The 24,123-nt window shown below is 33.9% G+C and carries 3 protein-coding genes; all 3 read left to right on the top strand.

Annotated elements, in window-relative coordinates; genetic code table 11:
* Nucleotides 1-490 precede the first annotated feature (490 nt).
* The gene (locus H2O64_RS17940) at nt 491-14,404 is read left to right on the top strand and encodes a non-ribosomal peptide synthetase (protein WP_187563597.1); all 13,914 of its coding nucleotides are present in this window, start codon (nt 491-493) and stop codon (nt 14,402-14,404) included.
* Nucleotides 14,404-22,956, top strand: a complete 8,553-nt coding sequence (locus tag H2O64_RS17935) for a non-ribosomal peptide synthetase (protein ID WP_187563596.1) — start codon at nt 14,404-14,406, stop codon at nt 22,954-22,956. Before H2O64_RS17940 ends, H2O64_RS17935 begins: the two co-directional genes overlap by 1 nt.
* A 73-nt stretch (nt 22,957-23,029) precedes the next feature.
* Nucleotides 23,030-24,037, top strand: coding sequence for a phosphotransferase enzyme family protein (locus H2O64_RS17930; RefSeq protein ID WP_187563595.1), 1,008 nt, complete (start codon nt 23,030-23,032; stop codon nt 24,035-24,037).
* Nucleotides 24,038-24,123: the final 86 nt, after the last annotated feature.

Genomic DNA, 24,123 nt, shown 5'->3' with positions numbered 1-24,123 from the left:
ATACGGTTAGTGTTTCTTGTAGAATAGGTATTTTTATGATAAAGCTTAAAAAATATAAAACAAGACCTATTTCTCGTGTAGGTAAAGTTCTATAATTTATTGGATAATAACAAAAAATAGCTTCGATACGCTGTTTTTTTATTCAAGCAAAATTAATTCATTACCTTGATCAAGATAGGCAATTTAGAGTTTTCTCAATAGAAATAGCACTAATAAATTAAAGACTTCAATCATGGAATCGAAAATAAAATTACCCAGTCAGCAATTGTAAAACAGGTGTTTTTACTTGCCACTTCGTTTATTTTAAAACGTAACTTTGTTATAATGAGTAAACTGTATTCTAGTTTTTCACTTAGAATATTTAACACTCATACATACTAATGATTTTGAACTTGTAAAGCATGATTATATTTTAAGTAAGGCGATGCAAATTTGAAAATATGTTCAGGAAATTAGTTTGACCATAAAATCATTATAAAAAAATTATTTAATGAACTTAATTAAAACACCCCCAAGTGCTAAGTCATCTAAGATAAGTTTACTTACCGAAGATGAATACAAGAAAATTGTTCTCGATTGGAACAATACGAATGTAGCATATCCTTCCGAAAAAACCATCTATCAATTATTTGAAGAACAGGTTTTAAAAACACCAAATAGCATTGCAGCAGTTTTTGAACACGAAGAACTTACGTATGCCGAATTAAATGCAAAGGCAAATCAACTAGCGCGCTATTTACAATCACAAACAACGATTCATTCGGATACCTTAATTACACTTTGTTTAGACCGAAGTTTGGATATGATTATTGCTATTTTAGGTGTTCAAAAAGCTGGAGCAGCCTACGTTCCAATAGACCCAGGATATCCAACAGAGCGAATCAACTATATATTAGAAGATACAAAAACGAATCTCATTCTAACCCAATCTCATCTGGCTGAAGGTCTAAAAAAAGTAAGCGATGTAAGGCTCATTACATTGAATACTATACCTTATAAGGAAGAGCAATCGAGCAATCTCGTTATACAAAATACAGCTACAGACCTTGCGTATGTAATTTACACATCTGGTACAACAGGAAAGCCAAAAGGAGCTGTAGTAACGCATCAATTATTGGTCAATAGATTAATTTGGCAAAAGGAGACTTATAACTTTAATGAAAGTGATACTGTTTTGCAAAAAACACCATACGTTTTTGACGTTTCTGTTTGGGAATTATTATTGCCATTAATTTCAGGGAGTAAACTACTTTTTGCAAAAGTAAATGGACACAAAGAACCTGAGTATTTATATAAGATTATCGAAGGTCAAAAAGTGACGAAACTACACTTTGTTCCAAGTATGTTAACTGGTTTTGTTGCGTATTTAAAAAACACAAATGACAACAAATTACCTTTTGTAAAGGACGTTTTCTGTAGTGGAGAAGCATTGTCTATTCAACTGGCTAGGGATTTTAAAAATTTATATCCAAACATAAAACTAAACAATCTTTACGGACCTACAGAAGTTGCAATCGATGTAAGTTCTTATGATGATATACAGGTGAATGCTGATTTGATTCCAATAGGAAAACCAATTCAGAATATTAAATTTTATGTGCTAGATGCAAATAAAAAAGCGGTACCTGTTGGTGTAGAAGGAGAATTATATATCGGAGCACAAAATCTTTCTCGCGGGTATTTGAACCGACCAGAACTCAGTGCGGAAAAATTTATTTCAAATCCATTTGCAAGTCAAGCTGAAATTGAAAAAGGATACACGCACTTATACAAAACAGGCGATTTAGTAAAATGGCTGCCAGATGGAAACATAGAATACATCGGACGAAATGATTTTCAAGTAAAAATCAGAGGATTTAGAATAGAATTAGGAGAAATTGAAAATATAATCAATTCAATTCAAGGAATAACACAAATTTGTGTACTTGCCAAAGAAAGAAATGAAAGGAAATATTTAGCAGCTTATTTCACTTCTGAAACTACAATCTTAGAAGAAGATATTTTAAAAATAATAGCAGCACAATTGCCTGAATATATGTTGCCGAGTGCTTTTGTACAGCTTGAAAGTTTTCCTTTAACGATCAATGGGAAATTAGATCGAAAAGCATTACCAGAACCTGAATTTACCAATGAAGCAAATTATGTTGCGCCAAGTAATGATTTAGAAACTAAATTATGTAGTATTTGGCAAGAAGTATTAAACCTAAATAAAGTTGGTATATCGGATGATTTCTTTCGAATAGGCGGAGATTCGATCTTAAGTATTAAGTTAAGTTCAAGACTAAGAAAACAAGGTCTTAACTGTAGTGTTGGAGCTATTTTTGATTATCGAACAATTCAACAACTAGCCAAATTTATAGTCTCAGATGTTGATACAGTTCAAATTATTGCAGAACAAGGAAACCTTGAAGGTGAGTTTAATTTACTTCCTATTCAACAATGGTTTTTTAATAAAATAGATGCGAAACAACTTCCTGAATTTAATCACTGGAATCAAAGTTTTTTAGTAAAAGTTCCCCAACTTGAAGTTAAAAAAGTTCAAGAAATCATTCAAGCTTTGACAGCGCAACATGATATTTTACGAACGAATTTTAACGATACAGCACAGCTATACTCTTCTAAAATTAGTGTTCCACAACTACGCAGACTAAATGTTGAAGATCTATCAAAAGAAAAAATAGAAGAAACATTAACAAACTGGCAAAGTCATTTCGATATTCAGAATGGTCCTTTATGGAGTGTAGCATACATTGAAGGATATGAAGACAAAACGGCGCGTTTGTACTTTGCATTACATCACTTAATTGTAGATGCAGTTTCCTGGAGAATACTAATCGAAGACTTTCAATCCCTATATAATAACGAAATTTTAGAGGGGAAAACGAGTAGTTATCGTCAATGGGTACATGAAATCTCAACATACGAAGAGAAGCATCCAACAGAAAAAACATATTGGGATGCTATCTTAAAAACAATGCCAACATACGAAGTTCTTGAAAAGAAAGAAGCATTCGGTAAAATTGAAATCAGCAAAAAACGAACAAGTGATTTATTGCAACAAGCCAACAAAGCGTATCATACAGAAGTAAACGATTTGCTCTTAACAGCATTGAGTTTAACGCTTCAAAGTTGGAACGAAGAAGCAACGAATTTCATTACCTTAGAAGGTCACGGTCGAGAACAATTAAATGAAACCATCGATCATAGTAAAACAATTGGTTGGTTTACGACCATGTATCCTGTGGAACTTTCGAATCAGGAAAATCTGGAATCTAGTATCAAATGGATCAAGGAAAACTTACGCGCTATTCCGAACAAAGGAATTGGTTTTGGAGCAATATATCCTAACAGTTATATCAAATTACCAAGTATCACCTTTAACTATTTAGGTCAATTTGATAGTCAAGATGGCTATTGGCAAGTTACTTCTGAAAACTCAGGCGCTCCTATACATATAGATAATATTGAACCAGATATTATCAACATTACAGGAATGGTAACGGACGGTCAGCTCAATTTTAGCATCATCAGTCAATTGGGCGAAACTGAAACCACGAGTTTCTCAAGTAATTTCCAAAAGCATTTAGAAGATGTTATAGCACATTGCTTGGAGAAAATCAATAACAAAGAAACAAAGCACACGCCAAGTGATTTTGAAACGGTAACAATTTCACAAAGCTTATTAGATGAAATAGAAAACGATCAACAAATAGAAGCGATCTATTTGGCGAATAGCTTACAGCAAGGATTTGTCTATCACGCATTAAGTCAAAAAGAAGATGATGCGTACAGAGTACAGTTTCTATTTGATTACAAGCAAGCGTTACATGTAGAAAATTACATCAAAGCGTGGGAATTAGTTATTGAGAAATATCCAATACTAAGAACGACATTTAACTGGTCAGAAGAAATCATTCAATTGGTACATCGAAGTGCAGCACTGAATTATGAAGTTTTAGATATCAGTGAGTTATCAATTGATGAGAAAGAAGAATACATTGTCAAATTGCAAGAAAATGATCGAAAGATCGCATTTGATTTAAAGAAGCCTTCGTTGCTCAGACTCTACATCATTAAACAATCAGAAACACAATATACTTTACTAAAATCGGAACATCATAGTATCTTAGACGGTTGGAGTGTACCTGTTTTGTTAAATACGGTTCATGAATATTATGAGCGGTTACAAAAAGGAAATCAGATAAAAATTACGGTAGACGATTCATATGGTTTGGCACAACGTTATTATGCGAAACACAGAAAAAACGTTGATGATTTCTGGTATAAAAAATCGTTATCAATTGAACAGGTAAATGATTTAGCACCATTATTATCTAGCAAACAAGATTTAGACACTGTAAAATCACTGGAAAATCCTTTTGATACTGCTATTGAAATTTCAGGAAGTGAATATCAAAACCTAAAAAAACTAACGAAAACAGAAGGAGTAACCTTAAATACGTTGGTCCAATTTGCTTGGCACAAACTAATTCAAGAATACACGCAAGACCATCAAACGATTGTTGGGACAACGGTTTCAGGAAGAGACATTCCAGTTTCGGGAATCGAAGAAAGTGTTGGATTGTACATTAATACGCTGCCTTTAATAATTAATTGGAATAATGAAAATACGGTATTAGAACAAATTCAATACTTACATCAGCAAATTACGGACATAAACAGTCACAGTTTTGCGAATCTTGCAGACTTGCAAAAAGAAGGGAAACGATTATTTCATAGTTTATTCATCTTTGAAAATGATCCAATGCCTACAAATGAAGAGCTAGGCGAAGATAAATTGCATCCAGAGTTGAGGTATGCGGTTGAGAAATTAGATTATCCAATTGGAATTACGGCAAGTGAACAAAATGGTAAAATTGTAATTAGTTTAAAATCAGATCGCGATATTTTAGATGTTGAGCAGGCAAAATTCAATCTAAGTAAATTACAATTAGTACTAAATCAACTAACTCCAAACCTACATAAAAAACATACAGAACTGTCAACAATTACGACAGAAGAATACCAGCAAATAGTTATTGATTGGAACAATACAAATGTTGAATATCCAAAAGATAAATTGATTCATGAACTATTTGAAGTACAGGTTTTAAAAACGCCAGGAGCAATTGCTGTTGTCTTTGAAAAAGCAGCACTCACGTATGCCGAATTAAATGCGAAAGCGAATCAATTAGCAAGATATATCCGCACACAAACGGAAGTTAACTCAGATACTTTAGTTGCAATCTGTCTAGATAGAAGCCTAGAAATGATCATTAGTATCTTAGGAGTTCTAAAATCTGGAGCAGCATATGTTCCAATAGATCCTGAATATCCAACGGAGCGAATCAACTATATTTTAAAAGACACACATACGAATCTTGGTTTAACACGATCACACTTAACAGAACGGTTAACAGAAAGTTCAAGGTTAAAACTCATTGCGTTAGATTCAATTTCCAATCAAGAATTAGATGCTTCTAATCTACCGATTCAAAATAACTTGAACGATTTAGCCTATGTAATCTATACTTCTGGAACTACCGGAAATCCGAAAGGTGTCATGATTGAACATGCTTCGGTGTGTAATTATATGCAAACTGTTGCAACATGTTTTGAAAATATTGAAAATATTGATTATTCGAGTAATTTTTCTTTTGACTTGTCAGTAACGACCACAATTGTTCCTTTACTAATGGGGAAACGAATTTGTATCTATGGAGGGAAACTCACAGAAATCAATAAATATGTAAAACACTTAAGCGATCATAAAATTGATTTCATAAAATCGACACCTTCTTTCCTAACTCAAATTCCTTTTGCAGAAATAACGCATTGCGTGAAAAGCTGTTTCATTGGTGGAGAAAAAAGTGATGCAAATCAACTGACATATTTAAACAAATACATTTCAAATGTCTATGACGAATATGGTCCAACGGAAGCTACTGTTGGAACAACAACGATTTTAAATGTTGATGGAACGAACAGTATTGGGAAGCCGTACGATAATTATAAAGTATATGTTTTAGGAAAAAATAGCAAGCCAGTTCCGGTTGGAGTTGTGGGAGAATTGCATATTGGTGGCGCAGGTTTGGCGCGTGGATATTTGAATCAAGCAGAACTTACCAAAGAGAAATTCATCTCAAATTATTTTGCCAGTCAAGCTGAAATTAAAAAAGGATACACAAGACTATACAAAACAGGAGATACTGTTAAATGGCTTCCAAGTGGAAACTTAGAGTACATTGGTAGAAATGATTTTCAGGTAAAAATCAGAGGCTATCGTATTGAATTAGGCGAAATAGAACATGCAATAAATTCAATAAAAGGAATCAAACAAGCATGTGTTTTGGCAAGAGAAAAAAATGGAAACGAATACTTAGTTGCTTATTTTGTAACTGACGAAATGTTGACAGAAGAAGCAATCTTGAAGCATGTATCTTCGCAGTTACCAGAATATATGATTCCAAGTATTTTGGTTGAGCTTGATAATTTTCCATTAACAATCAATGGGAAACTAGATCGAAAAGCATTACCAAATACTGAATTTACCAATGAAGATTCATACGAAGCACCAAGTACTGATTTAGAAATCAGAATCTGTAAAATTTGGCAAGAAATATTAAAGCTTGATAAAGTTGGCGTCACAGATAATTTCTTTCGAGTAGGAGGAAACTCTATCTTGGCAATAAAACTATCTCATAAAATAGGCAAGTCGTTAAATATTCTTGTCGTTGTTGCTGATATCTTAAAATACAAGACGATTTCGAGTCTTGCTAAATATTTGAGCACGAACACGTCAGCACAACTAAAAATTCAAACTCAGAATTTAGAACGCTATCCATTATCGTTTGCACAAGAACGTTTATGGTTTATTGAACAATACGAGCAAGGAACCAATGCATATCATATTCCTTTATTGGTTGAGCTAGAAAAAGACACAGATGCAGATCGATTAAAAGGCGCGATTCAACAAGTTATTCAGCGTCATGAAATATTGAGAACAATCTTTAAACAAGAAGATGAACATTACATTCAAGTAGTGATTCAAGACGAATTGGTGATCAATGAATATTTGCATGAAAACACAAACATTGAAGATCAAATAGTACGTGACATCAACACACCATTTGACTTACAAAATGAACTTCCTATTCGCGTTAGTTTCTATCAACAAGAAGATAAAGTACAACTTCTAATTACAATTCATCATATTGCTTCAGATGGTTGGTCAGAAGATATTTTACTGAAAGAAATTGATGCTATTTATAAAGGAGAAGTGTTACCAAATTTAGGTATTCAATACAAAGACTTTTCAATTTGGCAACGAGAATACTTACAAGGCGATCTTCTTAAAAATCAACAGGATTATTGGCAAGAAAAATTAGAAGGGTATGAACCTTTAGGAATGCCAACTGATAAAATCAGACCGAAACAAATAGACTATTCAGGTGCTGATGTATTATTTAGTTTAAATGCAGAATTGTCTAATAAACTAAGGAATCTATCTAAAGTGCAGGGCTGTACAATGTACACAACACTAGTATCTGGATTTTTTATATTGTTGAATAAATATACGAGCCAAGATGACATTATCTTAGGAACACCAATTGCGAACCGACACTATTCGGAGATTCAAGATTTAATAGGTTTCTTCGTGAACAGTTTGGCACTTCGTGAAGAACTAAATCAAGAAAATACGATCACAGAATTGTTGTCTCAAGTTCAAAACAACTTAATAGAAGCGCAACGCTCACAAGATATTCCATTCGAAAAAATAGTAGAAACGATTGGAGTTGCGCAAGATTCTTCACGCCATCCGATATTTCAAGTGATGTTTGGTGTACAATCTTTTGGAGGAGAATCGGCATGTAATCTATTCAAATCATTACCATTAAAAGATGCGTATGCAATCGCGAAGTATGATTTAAGTTGTTTTATGGACGACGGTCAAGAAGAAATTCATGGTTCGTTTAATTTTGCGACTTCGTTGTATGAAGAAGCGACGATCACAAGAATGATTACTCATTACCAGTTGGTTTTAGAGCAAATGGTAAATGAACAAGATACAGCGCTTAAAGATTACCAGTTATTAACGGAAGCAGCATATCAACAAATAGTTGTTGACTGGAACAATACAGAATCAGCGTATCCAAAAGACAAGACGATTCATGAACTGTTTGAAACGCAAGTTTTAAAAACACCAGAAAATACTGCGCTGGTATACAATGATGTACAATTGAGTTATCAAGAGTTGAACGCGAAAGCGAATCAATTGGCGAAATACATTCAGGCACAAACGGAGGTTACATCGGATACTTTAATTGCACTTTGTTTAGATAGAGGAATAGAAACCATGATCGGTATTTTAGGAATTCTAAAAGCTGGAGCAGCATATGTTCCCATAGATCCAGAATATCCAGCAGAGCGAATCAACTATATTTTAAACGATACCAAAACGAATCTCATTCTAACGCAGTCACATTTAGTGGAGAAATTCAAAGAAACTAAAGGCGTTAATTTGATCGAAATAGATACGGTTTCTTATCAAGAATTAGATGCTTCTAATTTGCCAATTCAAAATAAATCGAAAGATTTAGCCTATGTAATCTACACTTCTGGAACCACAGGAAATCCAAAAGGAGTCATGGTTGAACATACTTCGGTGGTTAGTTTTGCGATTGAAAATAACTTTATGGATTATTCAAGGGTTGAATCCGTAGCTGGTTTATCTAGCTTTGTATTTGACGGAAGTATTTTTGACGCACTCGTTCCTCTTTTATCAGGGAAAAAATATGTGATGATCGCTAAAAATGATGTAACGAATTTAGATTTATTACATGATCGATTCACACAAAACAATATAGATACGGTCTTTTTCACAACGGCATTATTCAATTCTGTCGTAGAAAACAAGATCGAAATTTTATCTGGTTTAGATCAAATCTTATTCGGAGGCGAAAACTCAAACGATAAAAATATATGTACGGTTAAAAATAAATATCCTGAATTAAGTTTACTTCATGTATATGGGCCAACGGAAACGGTTACGTATTCAACTTTTTGTAATCTATCTCAATTAAAGTACGATGATGTGAGTCCAATTGGAAAAGGATTGAATAATAAAAAACATTACATACTGGATAAATACCTGAATATTTGCCCAATTGGAGTGGCAGGAGAATTGCATATTGGTGGTGCAGGAATAGCTCGCGGATACTTAAATCAAGTTGAATTGACTGCGGAGAAATTCATTCCAAATCCATTTGCAAGTCAAGCGGATAAAGAAAAAGGATACACACGTTTATACAAAACGGGAGATTTAGTACGATTACTTCCAGATGGAAATATAGAATATGTAGGTCGAAATGATTTCCAAGTAAAAATCAGAGGCTATCGTATTGAATTAGGCGAAATTGAAAATGCGCTAAATTCAATTGAAGGAATCAAGCAATGTTGTGTACTAGCTAAAGAAAGAAATGGAAGTAAATATTTAATAGCTTACTTCACTTCGGAATCAAAAATCACAGAAAAAGCTATTTTAAAATTACTATCAGCGCAGCTTCCTGATTATATGCTTCCAAGTATTTTGATGGAGTTAGAGAAGTTTCCATTAACAATCAATGGAAAGTTCGATCGCAAAGCATTGCCAGAAGCAGAATTTATCAATGAAGATTCATACGAAGCACCAAGTACTGATTTAGAAATCAAGATTTGTGAAATTTGGCAAGAAGTATTAAACCTTGATAAAATTGGAATATCAGATGATTTCTTTAGAATTGGAGGAGATTCTATCTTAAGTATTCAACTGAGTTCAAGGCTACGAAAACAAGGTTTAAACTTTAGTGTGAGAGCAATTTTTGATCATCGAACGATTTCGAAATTAGCACTTTTTATAGCGCAAGATATCACAACTATTGAAATCACTGCCGAACAAGGAAACCTTGAAGGTGAATTTGATTTACTTCCTGTACAAAAAATGTTTTTTGATAAAAAAGAACGCAATCAGTTAGCTAAATATAATCATTGGAACCAAAGTTTTTTAGTGAAGGTTCCAGAATTAGATGCAAACAAACTTCAAGAAGTTATCGCGAAAATTGTAGCACAACACGATGTGTTAAGAATTGTATTTGGAGATAGAAATCAACGCTATCAATCAGAAATTGAAATTGCTGAGCTTACTTGTTTATCTATTGGAAATGAAACGGAAGATGAAATCGCAGCAAAACTAACGACTTTGCAAAGTACCTTTGATATTCACAAAAGCCCATTATGGACGATTGCATATATTGACGGATATGAACATAATAGTGCCCGCTTATTCTTCGCATTTCACCATTTAATCATCGATACGGTTTCTTGGAGAATCTTAATTGAAGATTTCAAATCTTTATATCTTGGAAATGCTTTAGAAAAGAAATCAAGCAGTTACCGACAATGGGTGAATGAAATCTCAACATACGAAGAAAAGCATCCAACAGAAAAAACATATTGGGAAGAGATCTTAAAAAGAATTGTGCACGCTGAGGTTGAAGAAAAGCAGGTTCAAACAAGCAAAACAACACTGACGAAGGAGCAAACGAGCAACTTATTACAAAACGCGAACAAAGCATATCATACGGAAGTAAACGATTTATTGCTAACTGCGCTTGGTTTAACGCTTCAAAATTGGAATAAAGAAGCAACGAACTTCATTACGTTAGAAGGTCACGGGCGAGAAGATGTAAATGAAACCATCGATCACAGTTCGACAGTCGGTTGGTTTACGACATTATATCCTGTAGAACTGAAACTAGAACAAGATATTTCTTCAAGTATCAAATCGATCAAAGAAAGTCTGCGTACAATTCCGAACAAAGGAATTGGTTTTGGCGCAATGTATCCTAAAGAATTGATCAATTTACCACGAATTAGCTTTAACTATTTAGGTCAGTTTGATAGTCAAGATGAATATTGGCAAGTCGTCTCTGAAAATTCAGGAATAGAGATTCATGCGGATAATACTGATACTACATTGATCAATATTAATGGAATGGTTGTGGCTGGGAAATTAAGCTTTCAGGTAGACAGTAAATTAGGGTTGGAAGAAACAGAAGTATTTGCTCGTAACTTTGAGAAGTATTTATCAGAAGTAATAGAGCATTGTCAAGCCAAAATAGAAAACAACGAAACAAAGCATACGCCAAGTGATTTTGAAACGGTAACAATTTCGCAAAATCTATTAGGTCAACTAGAAAAAGATCAACAAATAGAAGCAATATACCCAGCGAACAGTTTACAGCAAGGATTTGTATATCACGCGTTGAGTCAGAAAGATGATGATGCATACAGAGTACAAATTTTGTTTGATTACAAACAAACGTTAGACATAGAAAATTACATTAAGTCCTGGGAATTAGCTGTTGAAAAACACCCGATTCTAAGAACAGGATTTAATTGGGAAGAAGAAATTCTTCAGATTGTATATACGGAGGCAGACTTAATTTGTGAAGTTTCGGATAACAGTCATTTATCAGAAGAACAACAAAAACAACAAATAGTAGACCTACAAGAAGCAGATCGAAAAATTGCATTTGATTTAAGGAAACCTTGTTTGTTGCGTCTTCATATCATAAAACAATCAGACACACATTACACAATTTTAAAATCAGAACATCACAGTATTTCTGATGGTTGGAGCGAACCTGTTTTGTTAAATACAGTTCATGAAAATTACGAACAACTCCAACAAGGGAAAGAAGTTCATGTTCGCATCGACAATTCTTATTTAGAAGCGCAAGAGTATCTTTTCAAGGAGAAACATACGATAGAAAACTATTGGTGTGAAAAATCGCAATTAATCGAACAGGTAAACGATTTGACGCCTTTATTATCTTGTAAACAAGATTTGGATGTTGTGAAGTCATTAGAAAATCCTTTTGATACAGCTGTTGAAATTTCGGGAAGTCAATATCAGGCTTTGAAAAAACTAACGAAAACAGAAGGATTAACCTTAAATACGTTGGTTCAATTTGCATGGCATAAACTAATTCAAGAATACACAAAAGACAATCAAACGATTGTTGGAACAACGGTTTCAGGAAGAGATATTCCAGTTTCAGGAATTGAAGATAGTGTTGGACTGTACATCAATACGTTGCCTTTAATTATAGATTGGGAGAATGAAAATACGGTTTTAGAACAAATTCAGTATTTGCATCAGCAAATTACGGACATAAACAGTCACAGTTTTGCGAATCTTGCAGACTTGCAAAAAGACGAGAAACGCTTGTTTCATAGTTTGCTCGTATTTGAGAACTATCCAATGCCAGAAGACAAAGGGCAAGGCGAAGATAAGTTGCGTGCCGAATATAAATATGCAGTGGAGAAATTGGATTATCCAATTGGAATCATGGCGTATGAAGAAGGTGAGAAACTGATTGTGACTATAAAATCAGATCGTGCTGTTTTAGATGCAGCACAAGCAGAATTTAATCTAAGTAAGTTGGAATTGTTACTGAATCAATTAACTCCAAACTTAGCTAAAAAACATACCGAACTTTCAACGATTACAGCTGAAGAATACAAACAAATCGTTGTTGATTGGAACAATACAGAATCAGATTATCCAAAAGACAAGACGATTCATGAACTATTTGAAGCGCAAGTTTTAAAAACACCAGAAAATACTGCAATAGTATATGACGATGTAGAATTGAGTTATCAAGAGTTGAATGCGAAAGCGAATCAATTGGCAAAATACATTCAGTCACAAACAGAAATTACATCAGATACTTTAATTGCACTTTGTTTAGATCGAGGAATAGAAACCATGATTGGTATTTTTGGAATTCTAAAATCAGGAGCCGCATATGTTCCCATAGATCCTGAATATCCAGCGGAGCGAATCAACTATATCTTAAACGATACCAAAACAGATCTCATTCTAACGCAGTCACATTTGGTGGAGCGATTTACAGAAACTACAGATGTTAGTCTGATCGAAATAGATACGATTTCTTATCAAGAATTAGATGATTCTAATCTGCCGATTCAAAATCAACCAAACGATTTAGCCTATGTAATCTACACTTCTGGAACTACAGGAAATCCAAAAGGTGTCATGGTAGAACATACTTCGGTGGTTAGTTTTGCAATTGACAATAATTTCATTGATTACTCAAGAGTTGAATCCGTTGCTGGTTTATCTAGCTTTGTATTTGACGGAAGTATTTTTGACGCATTTGTTCCTTTGTTGTCAGGGAAAAAGTATGTGATGATCGCTAAAAATGATGTAACGAACTTAGATTTATTATATGATCGATTCACACAAAACAGTATAGACACGGTCTTCTTCACAACTGCATTATTTAATTCTGTCGTAGAAAACAAGATTAAAATTTTATCAGGTTTAGATCAAATCCTATTCGGAGGCGAAAACTCAAACGATAAAAATATATGTACGGTTAAAAGTAAATATCCTGAATTAAGTTTACTTCATGTATATGGACCGACGGAAACGGTTACGTATTCAACTTTTTGTAAGCTGTCTGAATTAGCGCACGATGATATTAGTCCAATAGGAAAAGGACTAAACAATAAAAAGCATTATATACTTGACAAAAATCTAAATATTTGTCCAGTTGGAGTTGCAGGAGAACTTCATATTGGTGGCGCAGGATTGGCTCGCGGATACTTAAATCAAGTTGAATTGACTGCGGAGAAATTCATTCCAAATCCATTTGCAAATCAATCGGATGAAGAAAAAGGATACACGCGTTTATACAAAACAGGAGATTTAGTACGATTGCTTCCAGATGGAAATATAGAATACGTGGGTAGAAATGATTTCCAGGTAAAAATTAGAGGTTATCGTATTGAATTAGGCGAAATTGAAAACACCTTAAATTCAATTCAAGGAATCAAACAAACATGTGTTTTAGCAAAAGAAAAGAATGACAATAAATACCTAATTGCGTATTATGTTTCTGATGGAACGATCACTAAAGAAGACATTTTAAAACTAGTATCGGCGCAACTTCCTGATTATATGATTCCAAGTATTTTGATGGAACTAGAGAAGTTTCCGTTAACAATCAATGGAAAATTAGATCGGAAAAAATTACCAGAAGCAGAATTCACAAATGAAGATTCATACGAAGCACCAAGTACTGATTTAGAAATCAAGGTTTGTGAAATTTGGCAAGACGTGTTAAACTTGAATAAAGTAGGTGTCACAGATAATTTCTTTCAAATAGGAGGAAACTCAATCTTAGCAATAAAACTATCACACAGAATAAACAAAGAATTTGATGCATCAATTGAAGTCACGGATGTTTTTAAACATAAAACGGTTCAAGAACTATTAGAACGTGTTTCTGATATGACAGAAGATGAAGAAGAATTCATAGAAATGGAATTATAATGACAGCTATTTTAAAACTTATATACGAAGCGAACAATTCGGGCATCATTTTATGGACCGAAGAAGGGAAGCTAAAGTCTAGAATTCCTAAATCATTTAGTAATAAAGGACTTTTAAGCCAACTAAGCGCGAATAAAGAATCGATACTTTTAATATTGGAGTATAACGAAGTTTTTTCAAGCGGAATAAAACTGCCTTATATTTATAAAGTCGAAACCATTGAGGAACACGTATTATCCTTTGCACAAGAACGTTTATGGTTCATTGAACAATATGAGCAAGGCACAAATGCGTACCATATTCCTTTATTGGTTGAACTAGAAAAAGATACGGATGCTGGGCGATTAAAAGATGCGATTCAGCAAGTTATTCAACGTCATGAAGTGCTGAGAACAATCTTTAAACAAGAAGATGAAAACTATGTTCAAATAGTGCTTCAAGAGGAATTAGTGATCCATGAATACTCGCATGAAAACACAAATATTGAAGATCAAATTGTAAGTGACATTAACACACCATTTGACTTGCAAAAGGAATTTCCAATTCGTGTTAATTTCTATCAGCAAGAAGAAAGTGTACAACTGTTAATTACGATTCATCACATTGCTTCAGATGGTTGGTCAGAAGACATTTTATTAAAAGAAATTGATGCTATCTATAGAAATGAATCGCTAGCTGAATTAAGTATTCAATACAAAGACTTCTCAATTTGGCAACGAGAATATTTACAAGGCGATCTTCTTAAAAATCAACAGGATTATTGGCGAGAAAAACTAGATGGTTATGAACATTTAGGAATGCCTAAAGACAAAATCAGACCGAAACAAATAGACTATTCAGGCGCTGATGTATTATTTAGTTTGAATGCTGAATTGTCGAATAAACTCAGAAGTTTATCCAAAACTCACGGATGTACAATGTACACAACTTTGTTAGCTGGATTTTACATCGTATTAAGTAAATATACTGGGCAAAATGACATTATTTTGGGAACACCTATTGCGAACCGACACTATGCTACGATTCAAAATTTAATAGGTTTTTTCGTGAATAGTTTGGCACTTCGTGAAGAACTAAATCAAGAAAACACAATCGTAGAATTGTTGTCTCAAGTTCAAAATAACTTAATAGAAGCGCAACGCTCTCAGGATATTCCATTCGAAAAAATAGTAGAAACAATTGGAGTTGCGCAAGATTCTTCTCGCCACCCAATATTTCAAACGATGTTTGGCGTGCAATCTTTTGGAGGAGAATCGGCGTGTAATCTATTCAAATCATTGCCATTAAAAGATACGTATGCAATTGCGAAATATGATTTAAGTTGTTTCATGGATGACAGTCAAGAAGAAATTCATGGCTCGTTTAACTTTGCAACGTCGCTGTATGAAGAAGCTACAATCAAAAGAATGATTACGCATTACCAACTTGTCTTAGAACAAATGGTAAATGAACAAGATAAAAAACTTAAAGATTATCAACTTTTAACGGAAGAAGAATACCAACAAATTGTTATTGATTGGAATACTACGGAAGCAGCATATCCAAAAGATAAGACGATTCATGAACTGTTTGAAGCGCAGGTTTTATCGAGACCAAATGCTATTGCAATAATCTTTAAAGAAGAAGCACTTACGTATGCCGAATTAAACGCGAAAGCGAATCAATTGGCGAAATATATTCAGTCACAAACGAAAGTTACACCAGATACTTTAATTACGCTTTGTTTAGACAGAAGCCTAGAAACCATGATTGGTATTTTAGGAATTCTAAAAGCTGGAGCAGCGTATGTTCCCATAGATCCAGCATGTCCAACGGAGCGAACCAACTATATTTTAGAAGATACAAAAGCGAGCCTCATTCTAACGCAATCACATTTAGTGGAGCGATTTACAGAAACGGCAACTGTTAGCGTCCTAGCAATTGATGCGATTTCTTATGAGGATTTAGATGCTTCTAATCTACCAATTCAAAATCAACCAAACGATTTAGCATATGTAATCTACACTTCTGGAACGACGGGAAATCCGAAAGGTGTGTTGCAGACGCATGGAAATGTGCAACGATTATTTAGCACAACAGATCATCAATTTGAATTTAGCCACAAAGACACGTGGACTTTATATCACTCATATATATTCGATTTTAGCGTTTGGGAAATGTGGGGCGCATTATTTTATGGCGGAAAACTCATCATTCCGACGAATGAAACGGTTAAAGATATTCCTCGTTTTATCGATGTATGTCTAAAAAATAAAGTCTCAATTTTAAACCAGACACCAACTGCTTTTTACACTTTTGCTGATAATCTAAGTCATAAAGATGTTTCTGAATTATCGTTTAAATACATCATTTTTGGAGGTGATGCGTTAAATGTGAAGTTGTTGAACAATTGGTGGGACACGAAACGAAAATACAAGCTAGATACAACACTAATTAACATGTACGGTATTACTGAAACTACGGTTCATGTTACATATAAAGAAGTGTTTGAAGATGAAAAAGCGTTTTCAAATATTGGAAAAGCGATAGATGATTTATCAAGTTATGTTTTAGACTCCACGAATAAGCCAGTACCAATTGGAGTAATTGGAGAACTGCATATTGGTGGCGCAGGATTGGCGCGCGGTTACTTAAATCAGCTAGAACTTACGGCTGAGAAATTTATTCCTAATCCATTTGCCAGTCAAGCTGAAATTGACAAAGGATACACGCGTTTATACAAAACAGGAGATTTAGTACGATTACTTCCGGATGGAAATATGGAATATGCGGGAAGAAACGATTTCCAAGTAAAAATCAGAGGCTATCGTATTGAATTAGGCGAAATTGAAAATGCATTAAGTTCAATTGGAGGCATCAAACAGACTTGTGTTTTAGCAAAAGAAAAGAATAGTAATAAATACCTTGTTGGTTATTATGTTTCTGATGGAACAGTAACTAAAAAGGAACTCTTAGCACACATATCAATACAACTTCCTGATTATATGGTGCCAAGTATTTTGGTTGAGATGGAGAAATTTCCATTAACAATCAATGGGAAACTAGATCGTAAAGCATTGCCAGATGCTGAATTTAAAAGTGAAAACTCGTATGAAGCACCAAGTACTGATTTAGAAATCAAGATTTGTGAAATTTGGGAAGAAGTATTAAACCTTGAAAAAATTGGAATATCAGATGATTTCTTTAGAATTGGAGGAGATTCTATCTTAAGTATTCAACTGAGTTCAAGGCTACGAAAACAAGGTTTCAATTGTAGTGTTAGAGCAATTTTTGATCATCGAACGATTTCGAAACTAGCTCAGTTTATAGCAGAAGATGCAACAGCTATTGTAATCACAGCCGAACAAGGAAATCTTGAAGGAGAATTTGATTTACTACCTGTACAACACTGGTTTTTTGATAAAAAAGAGCGTAATCAGTTAGAAAAATTTAATCATTGGAATCAAAGTTTTCTAATCAAAGTTCCAGAATTAGATATAAGTAAACTTCAAAAAGTCATCGCAAAAATTGTAGCGCAGCATGATATTTTAAGAATTGAATTTGGAGATCGAAATCAACGCTATCTATCCGAAATAGAAATTCCTGAGCTTACATGTTTATCTATCGGAAATGAACCAGAAGCTGAAATCGCAACAAAATTAACGACTTTACAAAGTACGTTTGACATAAACAAAAGTCCATTATGGACAATTGCATATATTGACGGATATGAAGATAATAGTGCACGCTTATTCTTTGCATTTCATCATTTAATTATTGATACGGTTTCTTGGAGAATTTTGATTGAAGATTTTAAAACTCTATACGATGGAAATGCTTTAGAAAAGAAATCAAGTAGCTATCGACAATGGGTTCAGGAAATTTCAACATACGAAGAAAAACATCCAACAGAAAAAGCATATTGGGAAGAAATATTAAAGAAAATTGCTCCTGCTGAGGTTGAAGAAAAACAAGTTCACACAAGCAAAGCAATGCTGACCAATCAACAAACGAGCAACTTATTACAAAATGCAAACAAAGCATATCATACAGAAGTAAACGATTTATTATTAACGGCACTTGGCTTGGCACTTCAAAATTGGAATGCTTCAAAAAGTCAGTTCATTACGTTGGAAGGACATGGACGAGAAGACTTAAATGAAATCATCGATCACAGTTCCACAGTTGGTTGGTTTACGACCTTATATCCTGTAGCATTAAAACTAGAAAAAGATCTTTCTTCAAGCATCAAATCGATCAAAGAAAGTCTGCGTACAATTCCAAACAAAGGAATTGGTTTTGGTGCAATGTTCCCTGAAGAATTGATCAATTTACCACGAATCAGTTTTAACTATTTAGGTCAGTTTGATAGTCAAGATGAATATTGGCAAGTACTATCTGAAAATTCTGGAATGGCTATTCATACTGATGATGCTGATACTACGCTGATCAATATTAACGGAATGGTTGTCGCTGGGAAATTAAGCTTTCGAGTTGATACTAAATTAGGCTTTGAACAAACAGAAATATTTGCTCGCAATCTTGAAATGCATTTATCAGAAGTGATAAAACATTGTCAAACTAAGATAGCAAACAACGAAACTAAGCATACACCAAGTGATTTTGAAACAGTAACAATTTCACAATCACTTTTGGATGAATTACAAAAAGACAGGCAAATAGAAGCAATTTATCCAGCGAACAGTTTACAGCAAGGATTTATTTATCACGCCCTGAGTCAGGTAGAAGATGATGCATACCGTGTACAATTCTTATTTGATTACAAACAAGCGTTTGATCCTGAAAACTATATTAAATCTTGGGAATTAGCGATTGAAAAATATCCAATTCTAAGAGCAGGATTTAACTGGGAAGAAGATATCGTTCAGGTAATTTATCGCAAAGCCACATTGAATTACGAACTACTTGATATCAGTCATTTAACAGAAGAAGAATGCGCTAATTATCTTATTGAATTACAAGAAAGAGATAGGCAAATCGCGTTCGATTTAAGCGTTCCATGTTTATTACGACTTTATATCGTTAAGCAATCGGAGGATTACTATACAATTCTTAAGTCAGAACATCACAGTATTTGTGATGGTTGGAGTGGACCAGTTTTATTAAACACTGTTCATGAAAATTACGAACAGCTTCAAAAAAATCAAGAAGTAGCAGTTCGAGTAGATACTTCTTATTTAGAAGCGCAGGTTTATGTATCAAATCAAAAACAAAAAATTGCAGACTATTGGAAAACAAAAGTCGCATTAGTACAACAAACGAATGACTTACGACCATTCATCTCTTGTAAACAAGATTTGGATACTATTAAATCATTAAAAAATGCTTTTGAGATCAAAGTTAATATTGGCGGAGATGAATATCAAGTATTAAAGAAATTGACCAAAACGGCAGGATTAACGCTGAATACGTTGGTTCAATTTGCTTGGCATAAATTGATTCAAGTGTATACTCAAGATACGCAAACTATTGTTGGAACAACTGTTTCAGGAAGAGATATTCCAATTAATGGAATTGAAGAAAGCGTCGGATTGTACATCAATACCTTGCCTTTAATTATTGATTGGGACAATGAACATACGGTTTTGGAACAAATTCAATACTTCCATGATCAAATTACAGATATAAATACGCATAGTTTTGCGAATCTTGCAGATTTACAAAAAGAAGGAAAACGATTGTTCCATAGTTTATTTGTATTTGAAAACTATCCAATGCCTGAAAACAAAGAAGAAGGAAAGGATAAATTGCAAGCGACATTCCGTTATGCAGTAGAAAAAGTCGATTACCCAATTGGTATCACAGCATACGAACAAGCAGATCAATTGGTGTTGAAGATTGAGTCCGATCGTGAACTTTTGGAGGAGGAAAAGGCAAACTTCAATTTAAACAAACTCAAGAATTTAATAAATGCACTGACCAGTAGTTTAGACAAAAAGCACAACGAGCTTTCAATACTAAGCGAAGCAGAATATACAAAGATGGTCATTGATTGGAATCAGACCGAAGCGGATTATGCAAAGGATCAAACAATTCATGAACTCTTTCAAGCACAGGTTGACAAAGCACCTGATGCCATTGCTTTGGTTTTTGAAAATCAGCAATTAACCTATAAAGAAGTAAACTCTAGAGCCAATCAATTAGCACGGTATTTACAATCAACAACGGAAATCAAATCAGATACATTGATCGCGTTATACATGGATCGCAGTCTTGAAATGATCATCGGGATTTTAGGAATTCTAAAATCTGGAGGCGCTTATGTTCCAATTGATCCAGCATATCCAATAGAGCGAATCAATTATATCTTAGAAGATACTCAAACGGCACTTGTGCTGAGTCAATCTTCCTTGCTGACTTCATTAAAACAGAATACAAAAGCAAAGTTAATTGCTCTTGATAAAGTTGATTATCAAACTCTTGATGTGTCTAATCTTACCATAGAAAACCAATCGAAAGATCTGGCATATGTATTATATACTTCTGGGACAACGGGTAATCCGAAAGGAGTCATGATAGAACATCGATCTGTGATTAATTTGTCTTGTTGTTTAATTGACAAATATGATATCACTTCGCAAGACGCAATCATTCAATTTGCTTCAATAGCGTTTGATATGTCTGTGGAAGAAATTTTTCCATATCTATTTGCAGGCGCAAAAGTTGTAATACGTACCGTGGAAATGCTCGACATTAACCATTTCTGTGAAACCGTAATCGCACAAGATGTTACCATATTAAATTTACCTATTCCTTTTGGTTTTTTACTTGAAGATTTAGATTTAGAAAAACGTGAAAAACTCCTTGAACATCTTCGAATTGTTGCATTTGGCGGAAGTCAATTTTCAGCAGATCTATTAGAATTGTGGTCTGGAAATAATATTCAAATACTAAATGCGTATGGACCAACCGAGTCTACGGTAAACACAACAATCGGAACAATTTCTTCTGATCAAGTTCACATTGGAACACCAATTGCGAACACTCAGGTTTATATTTTAGATGCACAACGAAAGCCTTTACCGCAAGGAATTATTGGTGAAATGTATATTGGTGGAGCAGGAATATCACGTGGATATCTCAATAAACCTGATTTGACAGCAGAGAAATTCATCGAGAATCCTTTTGCAAGTCAATCAGCTATAGAAAATGGTCATTCTAAAATGTACAAAACGGGAGATTTGGTTTGTTGGCTCGATGATGGGAATCTGGAATATGTAGACAGAAACGATTTTCAAGTAAAAATTCGAGGATATCGAATAGAACTTGGAGAAATTGAACATGCTTTGAATACGATTACTAGTATAAAGCAAAGTTGTGTTGTTGTTAAGGAGAAGAACAATACGAAATACTTGACAGCTTATTTTGTCGCATCAGAAAAGCTAGAAGAAGTACAATTAGTAGATTTGCTAAAAGAACAATTGCCTGAATATATGCTTCCAGGTGCATTTGTGCAGCTTGAAAATTTCTCATTAACGATCAATGGAAAGATAGATAGAAAAGAACTTCCAGATGTTGAATTTGAAAATTCAGCCTCTTTTATAGCGCCTCAAACAGATTTGGAGATCAAAATTTGTTCAATTTGGCAGGAAGTTTTAGGTATAGATAGCGTTGGAGTTACTGATGATTTTTTCCGCATAGGCGGGAATTCAATTTTGGCAATAAAACTCGTTGGAAGAATGAACAAGATTCTTTCCGAAATCGGGGACAAGCTTAGTATTGTTGATTTATTTATGCACAAAAGTGTAAATGAAATTTTATCCAATCATGTTTCTGAGTCAAGCGCAGTAAGCTTCATGCGGAAAATGCATATGAGTGAGCAAGATAAAGAAACATTATTCTTTGTGCATCCAGCCAAAGGTGGTTGTGAGGTGTACACAGAATTGGCGTATGAACTTAAAAATGAACGAAATTCGTATGGAGTTGATAATTTCAACATCATACAGGAAAAAACGATTTCCAATCTGAACCTTCTTGCAGAAAAATATGTAGATGCTTTGCTTACTATCGATGTGGCGCATCCTATAAACTTGTGCGGTTGGTCGTTAGGTGGACATATAGCGCTTGAAATGGGATACATTTTAGAGCAAAGAGGATTTAGAAATATAAACATTTATATACTTGATACATTAATCTGGGATACACATTTATTACAGTTATTAGATACGTACAGCGAAGTTGAAAGCACGGAAATTGAAAACGCAAAATTGATTTCGGATGGATTTGACGAAGCGTATGCTCGTAATGTGGTAAGAGCTGCTAAAGCAGAAGATAAAATTGGGAAGCAATCCGTTTCTGGAATATTAAAATCGAGTCGTGTTATTTTATTCAAGGCGTTACAACATGATACACGAATTGACTTTGAAGGAAGCGATGTAATTCAAACATATATTCAAAAATTAGAAGATAATAACGTCGGACAGTTTGTTGAAAACTTAGAAGTTATTAATTTAGACTGTCATCATGGAAATATAATAGAAAAAGTCCTTGAGAATAGTGAGTATTCAAATCAACTTGTGAGTACACAAGAAGTTAGAATCCTGGTGAAATAGAATAAGAAACAAAAAAAAATAAATTTAGAGGCGAAGGCTATGTGTTGTTTTTGCTACGAATCAAAACCTAAATATGAAGGAAATATTTCCCACACATAAATCAACCTTTACGGGTGAAGGTCTTAAAAAGAACATCCTGTCGGAATTCAATTTGAGTCCCGATTGTGAATGCGTACTCTTTAAACCAGGATTGAATGATACCTACAAAGTTTTAGATAACGGAACTGCATATTATTTGCGAGTATATCCAAATAAATGGAGAACAAAAAATGATATTGAGTCAGAGCTCAAATTAATAAACCATCTTGATAAAAGTAATATTCAAGCTGCAATTCCTATCAAAAACATGCATGATGAATATATCATGGAAATCAATGCTTCAGAAGGCGTTCGATATGCTGTTTTGTTTGAATCGGCAAAAGGGAAAAGTATCCCAGAGTTGAATGTTTCTATAAGTCGAAATTACGGAAAAGTGGTGGCGTCTATACATGAAGCTTCAGACAAAATGGAAAAATTAGAACGTTTTGAACTAAACATGGAATATTTGCTGGATACACCTTTAAAAAGTATACAACCATTTCTAAAACATCGAGAAGCTGATTTTAATTTTCTACAGACTACAGCGAATGCATTAAGCGCTAAAATTTCTGAGATAATGTCGGAGTCAAAGTTAGATTATGGCGTTTGTCATGGCGATTTTCATTATGGTAATATCTTTTCGGGTGAAAATGATGAAATTTCTGTTTTTGATTTTGATTGTTTTGGTTATGGATGGAGAGCGTATGATATTTCTGTTTTTTTATGGAGTTGCGTACCAGAAAATAACTGGGAACAGGATAATTTGGATAAAAGAGCACTTCTTTGGAAGGCATTTTTGGATGGCTATTTGAGTTTAAAACCACTTAGCGAAGCTGAAATAAAAGCTGCTTATGTGTTTGTTGCTATCAGACATATTTGGCTTTTAGGTATTCATGTCAATGGAGTTTCTGCTTGGGGAACATCATGGATACATGACAAATATTTTGATGAAGCAATCACTTTCATTAAAAAGTGGATCGCTCTACATAAAGTTTTAGATTAGAAATTTTACTTCTATCAAGAAATACCCATAAAAAAACGCTTTTATTCAACCTAAAAAAGGTGTCTAAAAGCGTTTTTTAATACGTA

The organism is Kordia aestuariivivens, from assembly GCF_014397005.1.
In the GTDB taxonomy this organism is placed as follows: domain Bacteria; phylum Bacteroidota; class Bacteroidia; order Flavobacteriales; family Flavobacteriaceae; genus Kordia; species Kordia aestuariivivens.
This window is presented reverse-complemented; position numbering and strand designations above follow the sequence as displayed.